We start from the raw sequence: 18,446 nt of genomic DNA, 5'->3' as shown, positions 1-18,446 counted from the left end.
AAAAGGCAATGCATTTATGAAAAAGAAAACAGCAGTGGTATTTGGAACCTTTGCTCCACTTCATCAAGGACATATCGATCTGATTCAGCGAGCGAAGCGGCAGTGTGACCAGGTCTGGGTTGTCGTTTCAGGCTACGAGGGAGACCGAGGGGAGCAGGTAGGCTTAACATTGCAAAAAAGGTTTCGCTATATTCGAGAGGCTTTTCGAGATGATGAGTTAACCTCTGTCTGTAAGCTGGATGAAACTAACCTTCCCCGTTATCCTATAGGCTGGCAGGAGTGGTTGGACCAGATGTTAGCAGAGATTTCCTATGATGAAACCCAGCAAGAGCTGATCTTCTTTGTGGGAGAACGTGACTACCAGCAAGAATTATCAAATCGTGGCTTTGAGACTGTCTTGCAAGAAAAAAAGTTTGGTATCTCAGCGACTATGATTCGAGAAAATCCAAGCAAATATTGGAAATATATCGCTCAACCCTTCCGTCGTCAGTTTACAAAGAAAGTGTTGATTATGGGAAGTGCCAGCAATGGGAAGACCACTCTAGCCAAGGATTTGGCAAGGTATTACGATGCACCCGTCAGTCTGGAATACGCACGTGAGTACCAGATCAAAAACAATGTCCGTGACGATGAATTGACTCCAAAAGATTACTATTATCTCCTTTTAGGACAGTATGACCAGACCTCTAAATTAATCGACAGTAATGCCAATAGGGGACTGGTGATAGCTGATACCAACTCCTTAGTAACCAAGGGCTACTATGATTATTACATGGAGACTGAGGACCAAGGGGATTTATCAGGAGAGACTTTTGATAATCTCTTTGCCTCAATCTTAGCTAAGGAAAAATGGGACTTGATTCTCTTTGTGCAGCCTGTCGGCTCCTATGTCAATGACGGATTTAGAGATATGACTATGGCAGAAGACCATATTCGTCATAGTTTTTCCCAGCATTTGGACCAGATGAGAGAGCGATATTTAACCACCATTCCACTAGTTTATCTAGCTGAGGATTACCTAGGCAATTATGAAGCAGCAAAAGTGGCTATTGATGCCATTTATCAAGCAGATTAGGAGACAATTATGAAAAAACTAACTGAAAAAATCACACAATTTATCGAAAACTTTAAAAATGTCCATGCGGAAGCCCGCAAGATCGGTTTTACAGGAATCATGAACCTGCTCTGGAAAGATCTCTTTGTCGGCCGTAGCCTCTTCCAGTGGTTGTATCTCATTGTCTTGTCAAGTGTTCCCTTGATCTTGGAATTCACGCAAAATACAGAAAGTCATGACTGGATGAGCTTGTTGGCATCTTGGACTGGGATTGTCTGTGTTATCTTGGTAGCAGAAGGGCGTGCAAGCAATTATCTCTTTGGGGCCATTAACTCTGCTATCTATTTGGTTTTGGCTATGAATGCGACTTTTTATGGTGAAGTTTTGACGACCGTTTACTTCTTTGTCATGCAGCCGATTGGCCTCTATGCTTGGCTGTCCAACCGTATCAATGATCAAGGAAAAGTAGAAGAATCTCACTTTGAAGCTAAGAAATTATCTGTGCTTGACTGGCTCAAGTACTTGGCTTTGACTGCTATCATTTGGATTGGTATGGGCTTGGCTTACCAAAGTATTCATAGCGCTCGCCCTTTCCGTGATAGTGTAACCGATGCGACCAATGGTGTAGGTCAGCTCTTGATGACACGTCTCTACCGTGAGCAATGGATTTTCTGGATTGCAACCAATCTTTTTAGTATCTACCTCTGGTGGGGTGAAAATATCCACATCCAAGGGATGTACTGGGTTTACACACTCAATAGTCTAGTAGGTTGGTACCAATGGACCAAGGCAGTTCGTAAGGAGGCATAAAATGGCGGATACGATGATTCCAGCAGGGATGACGGAAAAAGAATTTTTTGAAGTTCATGCAAGTCAGGAAGAGTTTTTAGACTGGTACTACAAGCAGGAACTCCCTCAATACGAAAAACCAAGTGTGACGGTGGATATGGTAGCCTACTGCTTTGTCGAAGGAAAGATCAAGCTCTTATTAATTCGTCGCAAGGCTCACCCTTATCAAAATTGTTTGGCCTTAGTTGGAGGATTTATGGACAAGGGCGAAGATGCTGCACATGCCTGTCAGCGTGAAGTGAGAGAAGAAGTCAATCTCGATCTTCCTTTAGAAAAAATCGAGCAATTGATGACCGTATCGACCCCCGGCCGTGATCCACGGGGCTGGACAGTGACCATTGCCCACTTGGTTTATCTGCCTAGTCGTGCATTAGAACTTGTTCAGGCAGGAGACGATGCCAAGGATGTCGTTTTCGTAGATGTCGATTTTCAGACAGGCAAATGCTACCTAGAGGGAGTGGAGCTGGACGAAAGAGCCTTTGCTTTTGACCATTATGCCATTATCCAAGAATCCATCAAACGAATCCAAGGACGACTTGACTGGAATCCGACCTTCCTCTATCTGCTAGAGGAGGAGTTCACTGTATATGAAGGAACCGAACTGGTCAATCTCATCAACCCAGGTCGTCCAATCGTCAGCAATAACTTTCTCGTAAAATACGGCGAATATGTAGAAGAAGTCGGACTCAAACGAGTGCCTAAAAAGAAACCAAGAAAAACCTATCGATTGAAATAAAAAACGAGGTCGGGACAAAGTTCCTGACCTCTTTATGTACCATCATGAGATGGTTTTGTGTTGTGACTGTTTTAGGGAATGGCTATCTTTCTTAGAATTGCTCAACAGGTGCGTAAAGAAGTCTTTGTATCGATACTTGAGATAGTTCTCATGTAAAAATAACAAAGCGATGTAGACAATCATAAAGCTTGTAGTCAGATAGAAGACATCAAATGCAGTTCGCGCATAGTAAGTGGCTGTTTCATAAGAGCAAATAGCTCCCAAAATCAACCCAGGAAGATACTTGTAATATTTGCTTAACATAAGCCTACACCTCCTATATTCTATTTCAATGTTATTATATTCCTTTGTCTAATATAATGCAAGCGATTACACAAAAAACAAATTCAAATTTTAAAAGAAAAATCTCCTGTTTTTCTGTTTTATTACGAATAGAAGAGTAGGAGGAGTAAATATATCTAAATGATGTGAGATTTTTAAAATAGTTTAGATAAATTGTTGACATATTCAAGGCCATATGTTACAATTATATTACAAAAAGATTTCTTTATATTTCTAAAACATTACAAAGGAGTAGAAAAATGAAAAAGAAAACCTATATCAAATTGATGGCAGCAACTGTATTGGCTTCTACCTTGCTATTAGGAGCTTGTGGAAATAAAAAGGAAACAACTCAAGCAAGCAGTTCTGTTAAGACAAGCCAATCATCAAGTTCTAAAGCAGCTTCTTCTAGCAAAGAAAGCAAGACTCAGAAGTCCTCAAGTTCAGCTTCATCTGAAAAGGCCAAATCATCTACTGACCAGTCTGCAGCAACTGCGACACCATCACAAGCGACACCTGCACCAGAGCAAAGACAAGGCCAAGAAGTGTCTAATCAACAGGCAGTGAGTCAACAAACTGCTACTCAAGCTCCTTCAACTCAGCAAGGTTCTCAAGCTCAGTCTAACCAGTCAGGCTATGATCCAACAACTGACCGCAAACTTCAAGACAAGCAAGCAGAACACAACAAACGCTACAAGGGTGTTTTAACCATGGTTGATGGTGATTTCTCAGCAGCTGCAGGCAACTGGAAGGGTGCCAATGGTGAAACCATCACAGTTTCATCAGGAGGCAAATTCACAGTAGAATCTGCTGATGGAAAGAAAGAAAACTACTCTATCAGAGACTATTCTTATACTCTTGATGATGGTAAGTATAATGCCAAAATTGGTGGGGGAAAAATCATCCAAATTACAACAGGAGCGGATGGTAAGGTTTCCAGTGTTGCTTTGAATCAATAATAACGATCAGTATTTGAATATTTACAATCAAAGAAAATCCGTCAGCTCAATAAGAGTTGACGGATTATTTTATACTTGTACTTGGGTTAGAAATTCTTCTGTAGTAAGAATTTGAGCAAATTCATCTTGTAGAGAAAGGAGGTTAATCTCATGGATAGTCTCAGGAGAGATGGCCTGACCGTTTTTGTTAGATAGGGTAAAACTGGCAGTAGTATCTGCTAGTAAAGTGACTTCGAAACCAAGATTTGCTGCCATTCGTGTCGTAGTAGATACACAATGAGGAATAACGACTAAATGACAAATCTGATTTGTTCGTAAATAGGTTTCAAGATTTGTTCCAATAAAGGCGCTATTAACCGTTTTTTGAAAGACAGGTTCGGAAGCAACTGGTTCAAATCCACTTTTAAACTCCTGATTTTGTTTGTTATGAAATTGCGACTGGAGATTATCAGATATGTGTTGAATGTGTAAGACTGGAAGATCGTGTTTACGAAAGTGTGCCAGTACTCTCAATGCTTGGTGTTCAGCTTGAGGGTTGTTTCGTTCTCCCCAGCTAGGTCTATCAAATGCTTTTTGCATATCGATAATCAGTAGAGCCGTATGAACCATTTTATGCCTTATCCAACTGTAAGAGAGCTTCAATCTCTGCCAGAGTGCTAGCTTGTGAAATGGCTCCGCGGAGTTTGGCAGCGCCAGATGTTCCACGGAGGTAGTGAGGAGCGAGTCCTCGGAATTCACGAACTGCGACATTTTCCCCTTTGAGGTTAATCAAGCGTTTCAAGTGCTCGTAGGCAATTTTCATCTTGTCTTCAAAGGTCAAATCAGGTAGGATTTCTCCTGTTTCAAAGTAGTGGTTGATTTGGTTAAAGAGGTAAGGATTCCCCATGGCAGCGCGGCCAATCATGACTGCGTCAGCACCGACTTCTTCGATGCGTTGTTTGGCTTCTTGAACCGTACGGATGTCACCGTTGGCGATGAATGGAATTTTTGTCAATGCTTGAGCGACCTTGTGAAGGGTCTCAAGGTCAGCGTGACCAGTGTACATTTGTTCACGGGTACGTCCATGCATGGCAAGGGCAGAAACACCTGCTGCTTCAGCAGCGAGGGCATTTTCTACTGCAAGAGATGGGTCAGCCCAGCCGGTACGCATTTTGACAGTAAGTGGGATATCAAGGACAGATTGGACCTTGTTGATGATAGAGTAAATCTTATCTGGATCCTTGAGCCACATAGCGCCAGCTTCGTTCTTCACGATTTTGTTAACTGGGCAGCCCATGTTGATATCGACGATATCGGTCTTAGTGTTTTCTTGGATGAATTCTGCTGCGCGTGCTAGGCTGTCTTCATCGCTACCAAAAAGTTGGATAGAGACAGGGTTTTCGCCCTCATCAATATGAAGCATATGCAGGGTTTTTTCATTGTTGTATTGGATTCCCTTGTCAGAGACCATTTCCATGACAACGAGTCCAGCTCCGAGTTCTTTTGCGATGGTACGAAAGGCTGAGTTAGTCACGCCAGCCATAGGCGCTAAAACGGTACGATTGGGAATCTCAACATTGCCAATCATAAAAGGTGTATTAAGATTTGTCACGAATGAGTTCCTCCAGGTCGTTTTCATCAAAGTTATAAGTAGTTTGGCAGAATTGACAAGTGATTTCTGCCCCGTGGTCTTCCTCTTTCATTTCCTGTAGGTCTGAGCTTGGAAGGCTGGCAAGAGCATTCATAAAGCGCTCATGGCTACAGTCACATTGGAAACGGATTTCTTCTTCAGAAAGACGCTTGTAGGATTCATCGCCGTAGATAGCTTTGAGGAGGGCTTCAATATGGTCGTCGCTTTCGAGAAGAGTAGAGATAGCTGGCATTGCTTGGATGCGTTTTTCAAAGCGAGCAATCTCCTCTTCCTTGGCTCCTGGCAAGACTTGGACTAGGAAACCACCTGCAACCTTGACCTTGTCTTCTTCGTCCAAAAGGACATTGAGGCCGACTGCAGAAGGGGTCTGTTGGCTTTCAGTCAGGTAAAAGGCAAGGTCTTCACCGATTTCCCCAGAGATGAGGGGGGTCATAGAGTTGTAAGGATTTCCAGTACCATAGTCTGTGATAACGAGGAATTGACCATTTCCGACAAAAGGTCCGACTAGGACTTCACCAGTTGCAGTCTTTTTGATGTCAACACCGGGGTTTTGAACGTAACCTTTGACATTCCCCTTGGTATCAGCGACGGTGATGATAGCACCTAGAGAGCTAGACCCCAGCACTTTAACTGTTAGTTTGGTATTTCCTTTTTCATTGGCTGCGAGAATCTGGCTGGCGATAAGAGTTCGACCAAGCGCTACAGTTGAGCTAGCTTGGGTTTGATGTTTTTCTTGAGCAGTGCGGACGGTTTCTGTGCTGTCAAGGACAAAAGCACGAAAGGCGCCGCTTTCTGATATTGTTTTAATAATTTTATCCATAGCTACTATTTTAGCATAAAAATGCCCAAAGGGGGAGCCGTGTGTTTGTTGATTTTCAGGATAATGAACCAGGAAATCAGCATGAAAGTAAAAAGAGAAACAGATTATTTCAGCATTTGTTAGATTTATGCTATGCTTAAGGTAGAAAATGAAAGGGGTAACAAATGTATTTAGGAGACTTGATGGAAAAGGCTGAATCTGGCCAATTTTCAATCCTTTCCTTTCTACTACAAGAGTCTCAGACGACCGTCAAGGCTGTAATGGAGGAAACAGGATTTTCAAAAGCAACCCTAACCAAATATGTTACCCTGCTCAATGACAAGGCTTTGGATAGTGGTTTAGAGCTGACAATCCAGTTAGAAGATGAGAATCTGCGTCTATCGATTGGTGCAGCTACCAAGGGGAGAGATATTAGGATCCTGTTTTTGGAGAATGCTGTTAAATATCAGATTCTTGTTTATCTTCTCTACCACCAACAGTTTTTAGCCCATCAGCTGGCTCAAGAATTGATGATTAGTGAGGCTACGCTTGGTCGCCACTTAGCTAGTATAAATCAGATTTTGTCAGAATTTGACTTATCCATCCAAAATGGACGGTGGCGAGGTCCAGAACATCAAATTCGCTATTTCTATTTCTGTCTTTTCCGCAAGGTTTGGTCCAGTCAGGAGTGGGAAGGTCACATGCAGAAATCAGAGAGAAAACAGGAGATTGCCACTTTAGAAGAAATCTGCGGTGCAAGTTTGTCTTCGGGTCAGAAATTGGACCTGGTTCTCTGGGCTCACATCAGTCAACAACGTCTCCGGGTCAATGCCTGTCAGTTTCAAGTCATAGAAGAAAAAATGCGAGGGTATTTTGACAATATTTTCTACCTTCGTTTGCATCGAAAGGCTCCGTCCTTTTTCGCTGGACAACACCTTCCTCTAGGAACTGAGGATGGGGAGATGATGATTTTCTTCTCTTTCCTCCTATCTCATCGTATTCTTCCTCTTCATACTATGGAATATATCCTTGGTTTTGGAGGGCAGTTGGCAGATTTGCTGACGCAATTGATTCAAGAAATGAAGAAGGAGGAGTTACTAGGGGACTACACAGAGGACCATGTCACCTATGAACTTAGTCAGCTTTGTGCTCAAGTCTATCTATATAAGGGCTATATTTTACAAGATCAGTACAGATACCAGACAGAGAATCGTCATCCTTATTTGCTGATGGAACATGATTTTAAAGAGACAGCAGAAGAGATTTTTCATGCTTTACCTGCCTTTCATCAGGGAACGGATTTGGATAAGAAAATTCTCTGGGAATGGCTCCAGTTGATGGAATATATGGCTGAAAATGGTGGTCAGCATATGCGGATTGGTCTAGATTTGACATCTGGTTTTCTTGTCTTTTCAAGGATGGCAGCCATTTTGAAACGGTATTTGGAATACAATCGTTTTATTACCATTGAAGCCTATGACCCTAGTCGGCATTATGATTTGCTGGTTACCAATAACCCCATTCATAAGAAGGAACAGACCCCAGTTTATTATTTAAAAAACGACTTGGATATGGAAGATTTGGCAGGGATTCGTCAGTTATTATTCACTTAAAAGGCTTGGTTGTTCCAGGTCTTTTTTGTGAAATTTACACAATCTCCTCACATTTTTTAAAAAATTAAAAAAAGTTGATGAACAAGAAAGCGCTTTATTTTGTATACTAGTTAGTGTAAAGAGGAAACATTCTCAAGATCATTATCAGGAGGACAGCACATGTCACAAGAAAAATACATCATGGCCATTGACCAGGGGACAACAAGTTCTCGTGCCATTATTTTCAACAAAAAAGGAGAAAAGGTTAGCTCGAGTCAAAAAGAGTTTACTCAGATTTTCCCTCAGGCAGGTTGGGTTGAGCACAATGCCAATGAAATTTGGAATTCCGTCCAGTCTGTTATTGCTGGAGCTTTCATCGAAAGTGGTGTCAAGCCAAATCAAATCGAAGCGATCGGGATTACCAACCAGCGTGAAACAACTGTCGTCTGGGATAAGAAAACAGGACTTCCTATCTACAACGCTATTGTTTGGCAGTCACGCCAGACAGCTCCTTTGGCTGAGCAACTAAAAAGTCAAGGTTATGTGGAAAAATTCCATGAAAAGACTGGTTTGATCATCGATGCTTACTTCTCTGCTACCAAGGTTCGTTGGATTTTGGACCATGTAGAAGGCGCTCAAGAGCGAGCAGAAAAAGGGGAATTGCTCTTTGGCACTATCGATACTTGGTTGGTTTGGAAATTGACTGACGGTGCGGCTCACGTGACCGACTACTCAAACGCAGCTCGTACCATGCTTTATAACATTAAAGAACTCAAATGGGATGATGAGATTTTGGAAATTCTCAACATTCCTAAGGCTATGCTTCCAGAAGTTCGTTCTAACTCTGAAATTTACGGTAAGACAGCGCCATTCCATTTCTATGGTGGACAAGTGCCAATCTCAGGTATGGCTGGTGACCAACAGGCAGCCCTCTTTGGACAGTTGGCCTTTGAACCTGGTATGGTTAAAAATACTTATGGAACAGGTTCTTTCATCATCATGAATACTGGTGAAGAAATGCAGTTGTCTGAAAATAACCTCTTGACAACGATTGGTTACGGAATCAACGGCAAGGTTTACTATGCCTTGGAAGGTTCTATCTTCATCGCAGGAAGTGCCATTCAATGGCTTCGTGACGGTCTTCGCATGGTTGAAAATTCACCAGAATCTGAAAAATACGCTCGTGATTCTCACAACAATGATGAAGTTTATGTCGTTCCAGCCTTTACAGGTCTAGGTGCTCCATACTGGAACCAAAACGCTCGAGGTTCTGTCTTTGGCTTAACTCGTGGAACAACTAAAGAAGACTTTATCAAGGCGACTTTGCAATCTATTGCTTATCAAGTACGTGACATCATCGACACCATGCAAGTGGATGCTCAGACAGCTATCCAAGTCTTGAAAGTAGACGGTGGTGCAGCTATGAACAATTTCCTCATGCAGTTCCAAGCTGACATTTTGGGAATCGATATCGCACGCGCCAAAAACTTGGAAACAACAGCTCTAGGAGCAGCCTTCCTAGCTGGTTTGTCAGTAGGCTATTGGAAGGACTTGGATGAGTTGAAACTCTTGAACGAGACAGGAGAGCTCTTCGAGCCATCTATGAACGAATCTCGTAAGGAACAACTCTACAAGGGCTGGAAGAAGGCTGTGAAAGCAACGCAAGTCTTTGCGGAAGTAGACGACTAATACTGGAAGAATAAAGCGACTTAGTTAGAAAGTGTGTAAATATGGAATTTTCAAAGAAAACACGTGAATTATCAATTAAAAAAATGCAGGAACGTACCCTGGATCTCTTGATTATCGGTGGAGGAATCACAGGGGCTGGTGTAGCCTTGCAGGCGGCAGCTAGCGGCCTTGAGACTGGTTTGATTGAAATGCAGGACTTCGCAGAAGGAACATCTAGCCGTTCAACAAAATTAGTTCACGGAGGTCTTCGTTACCTCAAACAATTTGACGTAGAAGTAGTCTCAGATACGGTTTCTGAACGTGCTGTAGTTCAACAAATCGCTCCACATATTCCAAAACCAGACCCAATGCTTTTACCAGTTTACGATGAGGATGGAGCGACCTTTAGCCTCTTCCGTCTCAAAGTAGCCATGGACTTGTACGACCTTTTGGCGGGTGTTAACAACACACCAGCTGCTAACAAGGTCTTGAGCAAGGAAGAAGTCTTAGAACGCCAGCCAAACTTGAAGAAAGAAGGCTTGGTAGGAGGTGGGGTTTATCTTGACTTCCGTAACAACGATGCACGTCTCGTGATTGAAAACATCAAACGTGCCAACCAAGACGGTGCCCTCATTGCTAACCACGTGAAGGCAGAAGGCTTCCTCTTTGACGAAAGTGGCAAGATTACAGGTGTTGTAGCTCGTGATCTCTTGACAGACCAAGTCTTTGAAATCAAGGCTCGTCTGGTTATCAATACAACAGGTCCTTGGAGCGACAAGGTGCGCAATTTGTCTAATAAGGGAACACAATTCTCACAAATGCGTCCAACTAAGGGAGTTCACCTAGTCGTGGATTCAAGCAAAATTAAGGTTTCACAGCCAGTTTACTTTGACACAGGTTTGGGTGACGGCCGTATGGTCTTTGTTCTTCCACGTGAAAACAAGACTTACTTCGGTACAACTGATACAGACTACACAGGTGATTTGGAACATCCAAAAGTAACTCAAGAAGATGTAGATTACCTAATTCGCATTGTCAACAACCGCTTCCCAGAAGCCAACATCACCATTGATGATATCGAAAGCAGCTGGGCAGGTCTTCGTCCATTGATCGCAGGCAATAGCGCTTCTGACTACAATGGAGGAAATAACGGAACCATCAGCGATGAAAGCTTTAACAACTTGATTGCGACTGTTGAGTCTTACCTCTCTAAAGAAAAAACGCGTGAAGATGTAGAGGCTGCTGTTAGCAAGCTTGAAAGCAGTACCTCTGAGAAACATTTGGACCCATCTGCAGTTTCTCGTGGTTCTAGCTTGGACCGAGACGATAATGGTCTCTTGACCCTTGCTGGTGGTAAAATCACAGACTACCGTAAGATGGCTGAGGGAGCTATGGAGCGCGTGGTTGACATCCTCAAAGCAGAATTTGACCGCAGCTTTAAACTGATCAATTCTAAGACTTACCCTGTTTCAGGTGGAGAATTGAACCCAGCAAATGTGGACTCAGAAATCGAAGCCTTTGCGCAACTTGGAGTGTCACGTGGATTGGATAGCAAGGAAGCTCACTATCTAGCAAATCTTTACGGTTCAAATGCACCGAAGGTCTTTGCCCTTGCTCACAGCTTGGAACAAGCGCCAGGACTCAGCTTGGCAGACACCTTGTCACTTCACTATGCAATGCGCAATGAGTTGGCTCTCAGCCCAGTTGACTTCCTCCTTCGTCGTACCAACCACATGCTCTTTATGCGTGATAGCTTAGACAGCATCGTAGAGCCAGTTTTGGATGAAATGGGACGCTTCTATGACTGGTCAGAAGAAGAAAAAGCAGTCTATCGTTCGGATGTTGAAGCAGCTCTCGCTAACAACGATTTAGCAGAATTAAAAAATTAAGAAAAAGGAAAAGATGTGGAGGGCAGCATTCCTTGTCGCCCGCCCCTTCTTTTTAATGGAGACAGAAAGATGATGAATGAATTATTTGGAGAATTTTTGGGGACTTTAATCCTGATTCTTCTAGGAAATGGTGTTGTTGCAGGTGTGGTTCTTCCAAAAACTAAGAGTAACAATTCAGGTTGGATTGTGATTACTATGGGTTGGGGGATTGCCGTTGCCGTTGCAGTCTTTGTATCTGGCAAGCTCAGTCCGGCTCATTTAAATCCAGCGGTGACTATTGGTGTAGCCTTAAAAGGTGGTTTGCCTTGGGCTTCCGTTTTCCCTTATATCCTAGCTCAGTTTGCAGGGGCTATGCTCGGTCAGATTTTGGTTTGGTTGCAATTCAAACCGCATTATGAGGCAGAAGAAAATGCAGGCAATATCCTAGCAACCTTCAGCACTGGTCCAGCCATCAAGGATACAGTTTCTAACTTGATCAGCGAAATCCTTGGCACCTTTGTTTTGGTATTGACAATCTTTGCTTTGGGGCTGTACGATTTTCAGGCAGGTATCGGAACCTTCGCAGTGGGAACGTTGATTGTCGGTATTGGTCTATCACTTGGTGGGACAACAGGCTATGCCTTGAACCCTGCGCGTGACCTTGGCCCTCGTATCATGCACAGCATCTTGCCAATTCCAAACAAGGGAGACGGAGACTGGTCTTATGCTTGGATTCCAGTTGTAGGACCTGTTATCGGTGCAGCCTTGGCCGTGCTTGTATTCTCACTTTTCTAAGATATTAAAACTCAATTATTCATACCGTAATAAACATAACTTACAAAAAACGACCAAAATAAGGAGCACTTTCTCACTTCATTTTGGTCGTTTTGATTTTTTTAAGTTTGTATACTGGTGTTGATTACTATTTTAGCTAAAAAGGCAGAATCTTTCACTGCTTCCTTCATCAATTTTTTGTTCTTGAATTTTATTTATGGTGTGAATAATTTTGTCTCATTATTGGGGTTCAGTACTGAGAGTCAGTTGGATTTTTTATTTTAAGAAATAAAATAACAGAAGTATTTTTAGTTTTTAAATTATGATATAATGAATAAAGTTAACTATCCTTGGTAATATGATAGGAACTAATCTTAAAAAGATAAATCAAGAGATGAGAAAAAGAAAAAAGGAGTTTGGCTGGTATGAATTATTTCGAGGGGAATGAGTTTTTCCTTCTTTTGTTTGTAGTTTTACTAATTGGTTTTGTAGTAAACTTTTTTGAAAAACGTAAGGACTACTATATTTTGGTGCTCTCCCTCTTATTTGCAGGAGCTATTTATGGCAAGAGTAGAGCAATGATTGTCTATTTACTTGCCTTTGTCATTTACCAATATTTTCTAGTTTTTCTAGCACAGAGGATAGAGGCAAAGCGGCTGAAACCACTGGTTTTCCTTTCCATTCTTCCTTTAGTGATCAATAAAGTCTTTGCCTTGACTTCTCTGCATTTGTTGGCCTTTATTGGCATTTCTTACATGTCCTTTAAGACCATTCAGATCATGCTGGAGATATCGGATGGCTTGATTAAAGAAAAGATTAGTATAAAAGACTACCTGCAATTTTTACTTTTTTTCCCTACAGTTAGTGCTGGTCCGATTGATCGGAGTAGGAGATTTTTAAAAGAGATAAACGAGGTCATGCCTCGAAAAGAGTATCTAGAGTTAGCAGGGGACGGTGTGTATCGTATCGTTCTAGGCCTTCTTTACAAGGTTGTTTTATCAACCTATGTTTACCAGATGTTACTCGCTCTAAATAATACTGGCACAGTCGTTTACTCAATCAAGTATATGTACCTCTATACCTTGTATCTGTTCTTCGACTTTGCAGGCTATAGTCTAATGGCCGTTGGAAGTAGCAACATTCTAGGTATTCAGACACCGATGAACTTTAATAAACCTTTCTTGAGTGTCGATATCAAGGATTTCTGGACCAGGTGGCATATCACCTTGTCGACCTGGTTGAGAGATTTTGTATTTTCAAGAGTATTGATGCAGGTTATCAGGAAAAAATGGTTTAAAAATAGACTACACAATGCAACCTATGCCTATATGGTCAATATGTTGGTCATGGGTTTTTGGCATGGCCTTAGTGTTAGCTACATTGTTTATGGTTTTTATCACGGTGTCTTGATGGCTGGATTTGAAGTGTATCAAAAGAAAAGCAATTTTTATAAGAAAAATAAAAATAAAGATTGGTATAAGCTACTGAGTTGGTTTGTGACCATGAATTTGGTTATGATTGGTTTCTTTATCTTTTCAGGTGAACCTTATAAAATCTTACTGACGATTTTAAAGAGATAAGAACTTGAAAAGAGATTGGACGGATCGAAGGGATAGGATAAAACGAGATGATTAAACTAAAAGCATTTTTGCTATCGCTTGTGCTCGTAATTGCGACGCTTGCGCTTTTAAATGTGACATACGTCAAGAAGATTGATGATTATTATAAAGTAAAGGATAATAGTATTCGCTATAGCACTTCGTATGAAAAGTATAAAAGTAGAGATATTTTAACAAGCAATATCACTCCCAATACATTGGTTTTATTGGGGTCATCTGAGTTGGTTGCAACGATAAATGAAGACTATCATCCCAATAAAATTTTTAACTACAACGATTTTAATATCATGCAGATTGGAACCAGCTATTCACAAAACATCATTCAGGCTACGACCTTGGGCTCAATTGAAGGATCTATGACTAAGCGAAAAGTGGCTATAATAGAGTCGGTTCAGTGGTTTGAAAAAGATGGGACCCATCAAGATGCCTTTTTGAATAAGGCTTCTCAGGAACATATTTTCCACATGCTAGATAATGACAAGATTAGTAAGGAAACGAAAGAAAAACTAATCAATCGCATTATCGAGATTACCAAGGGGAACAAGCAACAAAATGACATCTACAAAAAATACAAAAGTTATTTCATAGATGAGAAAGGAACGATTGTTGATAAAAAACTATTAGAGTTCGATAACGCGATTTATTCCTTTAAACTCAAACAGACTTTTTATCAAAAACATGCCAAATCAGCTTATCCTTCACTAGGGGATAAAACCCCAGACTATGATTGGGAGAAAATGACGAATCAGTTTGTAGAAGAGGTCAAAAAGAAAACAGACAATAATGATTATGCTGTTGATAATAACTACTACAATACCTACTTAAAAGATCGCTATGTATCTCTGAAAGATTCTAATAAAGATTTGAGTTATCTGGAGTCACCAGAGTATTCAGATATGGAACTCTTCTTGACAGTTGCCAAGGAATTGGGCATTGAAGTTGAGGTCATTATTTTCCCAGTAAATGGTAAATGGAATGACTACACAGGTGTCTCAAGAGAGATGCGGGAGAAAACTTATAAAAAAATAGAAGATGTCGCAAAAAGCCATGGTGCAACGGTATTAAACTATGGAAACAGAGAGTATGATGATTACTTTTTATTTGATGTGATGCACGTTGGAGTGAAAGGATGGATGGAAGTTGAAAAAGAGCTTTACAAATTTGCAAACCAAGCTAACTAACACACACCGTTTAATCTTGTGGACGTTATTTTTCTATACGGTTATCTTAAGCATCGTGATTTATTGTTTTGTGACCGATTTTTCGAACATTCAAGAATTTATCTATAGTGAATTTTAGGATTACATACTATAAAAAACTCTAGATAAAGGGAACTGCACCGATAAAGTGAGACATAAGATAAGGCTCTATAATATTTATAGTGGAGACATCCTCTATAGGTAGTATGGAGCCTACTTTATTGTAGCCCCATATAATTTATACTGAAAAGCATTCAAACTATCATTAGAAAGAATCATATGGAACAAATTAATGTTACTGGAACGTAGTGAAAATAGACGGGTAAACAATTGAAAAACTAGTCTATAAAGTGGTATAATAGCAGAAAAATAAATTAGTAAGAAATTGATTTTATTTTAGCGGAAAATTACAGAAATGAATGGTTTTTCTTGATGAAACAGAGAAAAGAATTGTACATATTTCTTGGTCGGACAGCCTTGTATTTTCTTATCTTTCTAGGGCTGCTTTACTTCTTTAGCTATCTTGGTCAGGGTCAAGGAAGCTTTATCTATAATGAATTTTAACTTGAAGGAGAATCCTTATTATGTCAAATAAAGCAATCGTAGATATGATTGAAACCATTGAGCATTTTGCTCAGACACAGCCTAGCTATCCTGTTTACAATGTTTTGGGGCAGGAACATACTTATGGCGATTTAAAGGCTGATTCGGACAGTTTGGCTGCAGTTATTGACCAGATGAATTTGCCAGAGAAGTCTCCTGTGGTCGTTTTTGGTGGCCAAGAATATGAAATGTTGGCAACTTTTGTAGCGCTGACTAAGTCAGGACATGCCTACATTCCCATTGACAGCCATTCAGCCTTGGAGCGAGTTTCGGCTATTTTAGAAGTAGCAGAGCCAAGCTTGATTATTGCTATCTCAGATTTTCCATTGGAGAAGGCTTCTACACCGATAATGAATCTAGCTCAGGTTCAAGAAGCCTTTGCTCAAGGGACTAGTTATGAGATTACGCATCCAGTCAAGGGTGATGATAACTACTATATTATCTTTACTTCTGGTACGACTGGTAAGCCAAAGGGAGTGCAGATTTCCCATGATAACCTCCTCAGTTTTACCAACTGGATGATTACGGATAAGGAATTTGCGACGCCAAGTCGTCCGCAAATGCTGGCTCAGCCACCTTATTCTTTTGACCTGTCCGTCATGTACTGGGCGCCGACCTTGGCACTGGGAGGTACGCTTTTTGCCCTTCCTTCAGCTATTACTCAGGACTTTAAGCAACTCTTTGCGACCATTTTTTCATTGCCAATCGCTATCTGGACTTCAACGCCTTCTTTTGTGGATATGGCTATGTTGTCAGAAGACTTTAATGGCGAGAAAATGCCTGGCATCACGCATTTTTACTTTGATGGCGAAGAATTGACGGTTAAAACGGCTCAAAAACTGCGCGAACGTTTCCCAAATGCCCGTATTATCAATGCTTACGGCCCAACAGAAGCGACAGTAGCTTTGTCAGCAGTTGCTGTGACAGACGAGATGCTAGCTACTCTCAAACGCCTCCCAATCGGCTATACCAAGGCTGATTCTCCAACCTTTATCATTGACGAGGAAGGAAATAAACTGCCAAATGGTGAACAGGGAGAAATCATTGTTTCAGGACCGGCCGTCTCAAAAGGTTATATGAATAATCCTGAAAAAACAGCAGAAGCCTTCTTTGAGTTTGAAGGTCTGCCAGCTTATCACACAGGTGATGTGGGAACCATGACAGATGAAGGCTTGCTTCTCTACGGCGGACGCATGGACTTCCAGATTAAGTTCAACGGTTACCGCATTGAGTTAGAAGATGTCTCTCAAAACCTCAATAAGTCTCGCTTTATCGAGTCTGCTGTTGCAGTACCGCGCTATAATAAAGACCACAAGGTGCAAAATCTTCTAGCCTATGTCATCTTAAAAGATGGTGTTCGTGAGCAGTTTGAGCGTGATATCGATATTACCAAGGCCATTAAGGAAGACTTGACAGATATTATGATGTCTTATATGATGCCGTCCAAATTCCTTTATCGAGACAGTTTGCCACTGACTCCAAATGGAAAAATTGATATCAAAGGATTGATTAATGAGGTAAATAGGAGATGATGGAGTTCTTTAAACAGCTTCCTCATTTAGAGCCATACGGCAATCCTCAGTATTTTGTCTATGTGATTGCTGCAACCTTGCCCATCTTTATCGGCCTCTTTTTCAAGAAACGCTTTGCCTGGTACGAGGTATTGGTTAGTCTCTTCTTTATCGTTACCATGCTGGTAGGTGGGAAGACTAATCAATTGGCTGCCTTGGGCATTTATCTGTGCTGGGAAATATTGCTCTTGCTTTTCTATAAGCACTATCGAAAAAGTAAGGATGGTAAGTGGGTTTTCTACCTAGTTAGTTTTCTGTCCCTACTGCCGATTATCTTTGTCAAGGTGCAGCCAGCTATCAATGGAACGCAGTCTTTGCTTGGATTTTTGGGAATTTCTTACCTGACCTTTCGTTCGGTTGGGATTATCATCGAGCTGAGAGATGGAGTGATTAAGGATTTTAGCCTCTGGGAATTCCTCCGCTTCCTACTCTTCATGCCGACTTTTTCAAGCGGGCCAATCGATCGCTTTAAGCGGTTTAATGAAAATTATCAGACCATTCCTGAGCGAGATGAGTTGATGGATATGCTGGATGAATCTGTTCGCTATATCATGTGGGGATTTTTGTATAAGTTTATCCTAGCTCATGTTTTAGGAGAAACCTTACTCCCTCCTCTGAAGAATCTAGCCCTGCAGTCAGGTGGTTTCTTTAACCACTATGCCTTGGCAGTCATGTATACCTTTGGTCTGGAGCTATTCTTTGACTTTGCAGGGTACTCTATGTTTGCCTTGGCTATTTCAAATTTGATGGGAATCCGTAGCCCTATCAACTTCAACAAACCCTTTTTATCAAGGGATTTAAAGGAATTTTGGAATCGTTGGCATATGAGTCTGTCTTTCTGGTTCCGTGACTTTGTCTTTATGCGAATGGTGATGGTATTGACCAGAAAGAAGGTCTTTAAGAATCGCAATGTAACCTCAAGTGTGGCCTACATTGTAAATATGCTGATTATGGGATTTTGGCATGGTGTGACCTGGTACTACATCGCCTATGGCCTCTTTCATGGACTTGGATTGGTCATCAATGATGCTTGGATTCGCAAGAAAAAAACGCTCAATAAGGAACGGAAAAAAGCAGGGAAGCCTGCTCTACCTGAGAATCGCTGGATTCAGTTGCTTGGCATGGTTATCACCTTCCATGTCGTCATGCTGTCATTCTTGATCTTTTCTGGATTTTTGAATGATTTATGGTTTAAAAAATAAAG

General features: G+C 41.3%; 17 protein-coding genes. 13 read left to right on the top strand and 4 right to left on the bottom strand.

Going from position 1 to position 18,446, the window contains the following annotated elements; translation table 11 throughout:
• Nucleotides 1-16: 16 nt before the first annotated feature.
• From JJN14_RS09750 to JJN14_RS09740, 3 genes are read left to right on the top strand one after another with little or no spacing between them, the layout of a single operon-like run.
• Complete coding sequence (locus JJN14_RS09750) at nucleotides 17-1,075, top strand: AAA family ATPase (RefSeq protein ID WP_201058550.1); 1,059 nt, start codon at nucleotides 17-19, stop codon at nucleotides 1,073-1,075.
• Between the two features lie 9 nt (nucleotides 1,076-1,084).
• Nucleotides 1,085-1,864 (top strand): nicotinamide riboside transporter PnuC, encoded by a 780-nt coding sequence (pnuC, locus tag JJN14_RS09745; RefSeq protein WP_201058549.1) that lies wholly within the window; start codon nucleotides 1,085-1,087, stop codon nucleotides 1,862-1,864.
• Nucleotide 1,865: 1 nt separating this feature from the next.
• Nucleotides 1,866-2,639 carry an NUDIX domain-containing protein gene (locus JJN14_RS09740; RefSeq protein ID WP_201058548.1) on the top strand — a complete coding sequence of 258 codons (774 nt, stop codon included), beginning with the start codon at nucleotides 1,866-1,868 and terminating at the stop codon, nucleotides 2,637-2,639.
• Between the two features lie 42 nt (nucleotides 2,640-2,681).
• Here the strand turns inward: JJN14_RS09740 and JJN14_RS09735 are convergent, their stop codons facing one another.
• Complete coding sequence (locus JJN14_RS09735; protein WP_201058547.1) at nucleotides 2,682-2,942, bottom strand: hypothetical protein; 261 nt, start codon at nucleotides 2,940-2,942, stop codon at nucleotides 2,682-2,684.
• 278 nt (nucleotides 2,943-3,220) lie between these two features.
• On the opposite strand from JJN14_RS09735, the gene JJN14_RS09730 reads away from it, so the two are divergent.
• Entirely contained in the window at nucleotides 3,221-3,919 is a 699-nt protein-coding gene (locus JJN14_RS09730; RefSeq protein ID WP_201058546.1) for a hypothetical protein, read from the top strand.
• Between the two features lie 69 nt (nucleotides 3,920-3,988).
• Here the strand turns inward: JJN14_RS09730 and JJN14_RS09725 are convergent, their stop codons facing one another.
• The 3 genes from JJN14_RS09725 to hslO are packed head-to-tail and all read right to left on the bottom strand — an operon-like array spanning nucleotide 3,989 to nucleotide 6,369.
• Entirely contained in the window at nucleotides 3,989-4,528 is a 540-nt protein-coding gene (locus JJN14_RS09725) for a cysteine hydrolase family protein (protein ID WP_201058545.1), read from the bottom strand.
• A 1-nt stretch (nucleotide 4,529) separates the two neighbouring features.
• A complete protein-coding gene (gene dusB / locus JJN14_RS09720) occupies nucleotides 4,530-5,510 on the bottom strand; it encodes a tRNA dihydrouridine synthase DusB (RefSeq protein ID WP_000183308.1) in 981 nt (326 codons plus the stop codon).
• Nucleotides 5,497-6,369 carry an Hsp33 family molecular chaperone HslO gene (gene hslO / locus JJN14_RS09715; protein ID WP_049491157.1) on the bottom strand — a complete coding sequence of 291 codons (873 nt, stop codon included), beginning with the start codon at nucleotides 6,367-6,369 and terminating at the stop codon, nucleotides 5,497-5,499. Before hslO ends, dusB begins: the two co-directional genes overlap by 14 nt.
• 164 nt (nucleotides 6,370-6,533) lie before the next feature.
• On the opposite strand from hslO, the gene JJN14_RS09710 reads away from it, so the two are divergent.
• The 9 genes from JJN14_RS09710 (at nucleotide 6,534) to dltB (JJN14_RS09670) (ending at nucleotide 18,444) form a co-directional block, all read left to right on the top strand.
• Nucleotides 6,534-7,961 carry a helix-turn-helix domain-containing protein gene (locus tag JJN14_RS09710; RefSeq protein ID WP_201058544.1) on the top strand — a complete coding sequence of 476 codons (1,428 nt, stop codon included), beginning with the start codon at nucleotides 6,534-6,536 and terminating at the stop codon, nucleotides 7,959-7,961.
• Between the two features lie 159 nt (nucleotides 7,962-8,120).
• The gene (glpK, locus tag JJN14_RS09705; RefSeq protein ID WP_050272612.1) at nucleotides 8,121-9,629 is read left to right on the top strand and encodes a glycerol kinase GlpK; all 1,509 of its coding nucleotides are present in this window, start codon (nucleotides 8,121-8,123) and stop codon (nucleotides 9,627-9,629) included.
• A 41-nt stretch (nucleotides 9,630-9,670) separates the two neighbouring features.
• A complete protein-coding gene (gene glpO, locus JJN14_RS09700) occupies nucleotides 9,671-11,497 on the top strand; it encodes a type 1 glycerol-3-phosphate oxidase (protein ID WP_201058543.1) in 1,827 nt (608 codons plus the stop codon).
• A gap of 69 nt (nucleotides 11,498-11,566) precedes the next feature.
• On the top strand, nucleotides 11,567-12,271 hold the full coding sequence (locus tag JJN14_RS09695) for an MIP/aquaporin family protein (RefSeq protein ID WP_201058542.1): 705 nt from the start codon (nucleotides 11,567-11,569) through the stop codon (nucleotides 12,269-12,271).
• Between the two features lie 404 nt (nucleotides 12,272-12,675).
• The gene (gene dltB / locus JJN14_RS09690; protein ID WP_201058541.1) at nucleotides 12,676-13,830 is read left to right on the top strand and encodes a D-alanyl-lipoteichoic acid biosynthesis protein DltB; all 1,155 of its coding nucleotides are present in this window, start codon (nucleotides 12,676-12,678) and stop codon (nucleotides 13,828-13,830) included.
• A 47-nt stretch (nucleotides 13,831-13,877) separates the two neighbouring features.
• A complete protein-coding gene (gene dltD, locus JJN14_RS09685) occupies nucleotides 13,878-15,050 on the top strand; it encodes a D-alanyl-lipoteichoic acid biosynthesis protein DltD (RefSeq protein ID WP_201058540.1) in 1,173 nt (390 codons plus the stop codon).
• Between the two features lie 450 nt (nucleotides 15,051-15,500).
• Nucleotides 15,501-15,632, top strand: coding sequence for a teichoic acid D-Ala incorporation-associated protein DltX (locus tag JJN14_RS09680; RefSeq protein WP_033682482.1), 132 nt, complete (start codon nucleotides 15,501-15,503; stop codon nucleotides 15,630-15,632).
• A gap of 20 nt (nucleotides 15,633-15,652) precedes the next feature.
• Nucleotides 15,653-17,203, top strand: a complete 1,551-nt coding sequence (dltA, locus tag JJN14_RS09675) for a D-alanine--poly(phosphoribitol) ligase subunit DltA (protein ID WP_201058539.1) — start codon at nucleotides 15,653-15,655, stop codon at nucleotides 17,201-17,203.
• Nucleotides 17,200-18,444: a D-alanyl-lipoteichoic acid biosynthesis protein DltB gene (gene dltB / locus JJN14_RS09670; RefSeq protein WP_201058538.1), complete on the top strand. Its 1,245-nt coding sequence runs from the start codon at nucleotides 17,200-17,202 to the stop codon at nucleotides 18,442-18,444. Before dltA ends, dltB (JJN14_RS09670) begins: the two co-directional genes overlap by 4 nt.
• Nucleotides 18,445-18,446 lie beyond the last annotated feature (2 nt).

The organism is Streptococcus mitis (genome assembly GCF_016658865.1).
GTDB classification, from domain to species: domain Bacteria; phylum Bacillota; class Bacilli; order Lactobacillales; family Streptococcaceae; genus Streptococcus; species Streptococcus mitis_BT.
This window is presented reverse-complemented; position numbering and strand designations above follow the sequence as displayed.

Excerpts from the sequence above, each read along its gene's own strand:
- JJN14_RS09750 (WP_201058550.1), top strand. The coding sequence starts at position 17 with ATGAAAAAGAAAACAGCAGTGGTATTTGGAACCTTTGCTCCACTTCAT.
- pnuC (WP_201058549.1), top strand. The coding sequence starts at position 1,085 with ATGAAAAAACTAACTGAAAAAATCACACAATTTATCGAAAACTTTAAA.
- JJN14_RS09740 (WP_201058548.1), top strand. The coding sequence starts at position 1,866 with ATGGCGGATACGATGATTCCAGCAGGGATGACGGAAAAAGAATTTTTT.
- JJN14_RS09735 (WP_201058547.1), bottom strand. The coding sequence starts at position 2,942 with ATGTTAAGCAAATATTACAAGTATCTTCCTGGGTTGATTTTGGGAGCT.
- JJN14_RS09730 (WP_201058546.1), top strand. The coding sequence starts at position 3,221 with ATGAAAAAGAAAACCTATATCAAATTGATGGCAGCAACTGTATTGGCT.
- JJN14_RS09725 (WP_201058545.1), bottom strand. The coding sequence starts at position 4,528 with ATGGTTCATACGGCTCTACTGATTATCGATATGCAAAAAGCATTTGAT.
- hslO (WP_049491157.1), bottom strand. The coding sequence starts at position 6,369 with ATGGATAAAATTATTAAAACAATATCAGAAAGCGGCGCCTTTCGTGCT.
- JJN14_RS09710 (WP_201058544.1), top strand. The coding sequence starts at position 6,534 with ATGTATTTAGGAGACTTGATGGAAAAGGCTGAATCTGGCCAATTTTCA.
- glpK (WP_050272612.1), top strand. The coding sequence starts at position 8,121 with ATGTCACAAGAAAAATACATCATGGCCATTGACCAGGGGACAACAAGT.
- glpO (WP_201058543.1), top strand. The coding sequence starts at position 9,671 with ATGGAATTTTCAAAGAAAACACGTGAATTATCAATTAAAAAAATGCAG.
- JJN14_RS09695 (WP_201058542.1), top strand. The coding sequence starts at position 11,567 with ATGATGAATGAATTATTTGGAGAATTTTTGGGGACTTTAATCCTGATT.
- dltB (WP_201058541.1), top strand. The coding sequence starts at position 12,676 with ATGAATTATTTCGAGGGGAATGAGTTTTTCCTTCTTTTGTTTGTAGTT.
- dltD (WP_201058540.1), top strand. The coding sequence starts at position 13,878 with ATGATTAAACTAAAAGCATTTTTGCTATCGCTTGTGCTCGTAATTGCG.
- JJN14_RS09680 (WP_033682482.1), top strand. The coding sequence starts at position 15,501 with ATGAAACAGAGAAAAGAATTGTACATATTTCTTGGTCGGACAGCCTTG.
- dltA (WP_201058539.1), top strand. The coding sequence starts at position 15,653 with ATGTCAAATAAAGCAATCGTAGATATGATTGAAACCATTGAGCATTTT.
- dltB (WP_201058538.1), top strand. The coding sequence starts at position 17,200 with ATGATGGAGTTCTTTAAACAGCTTCCTCATTTAGAGCCATACGGCAAT.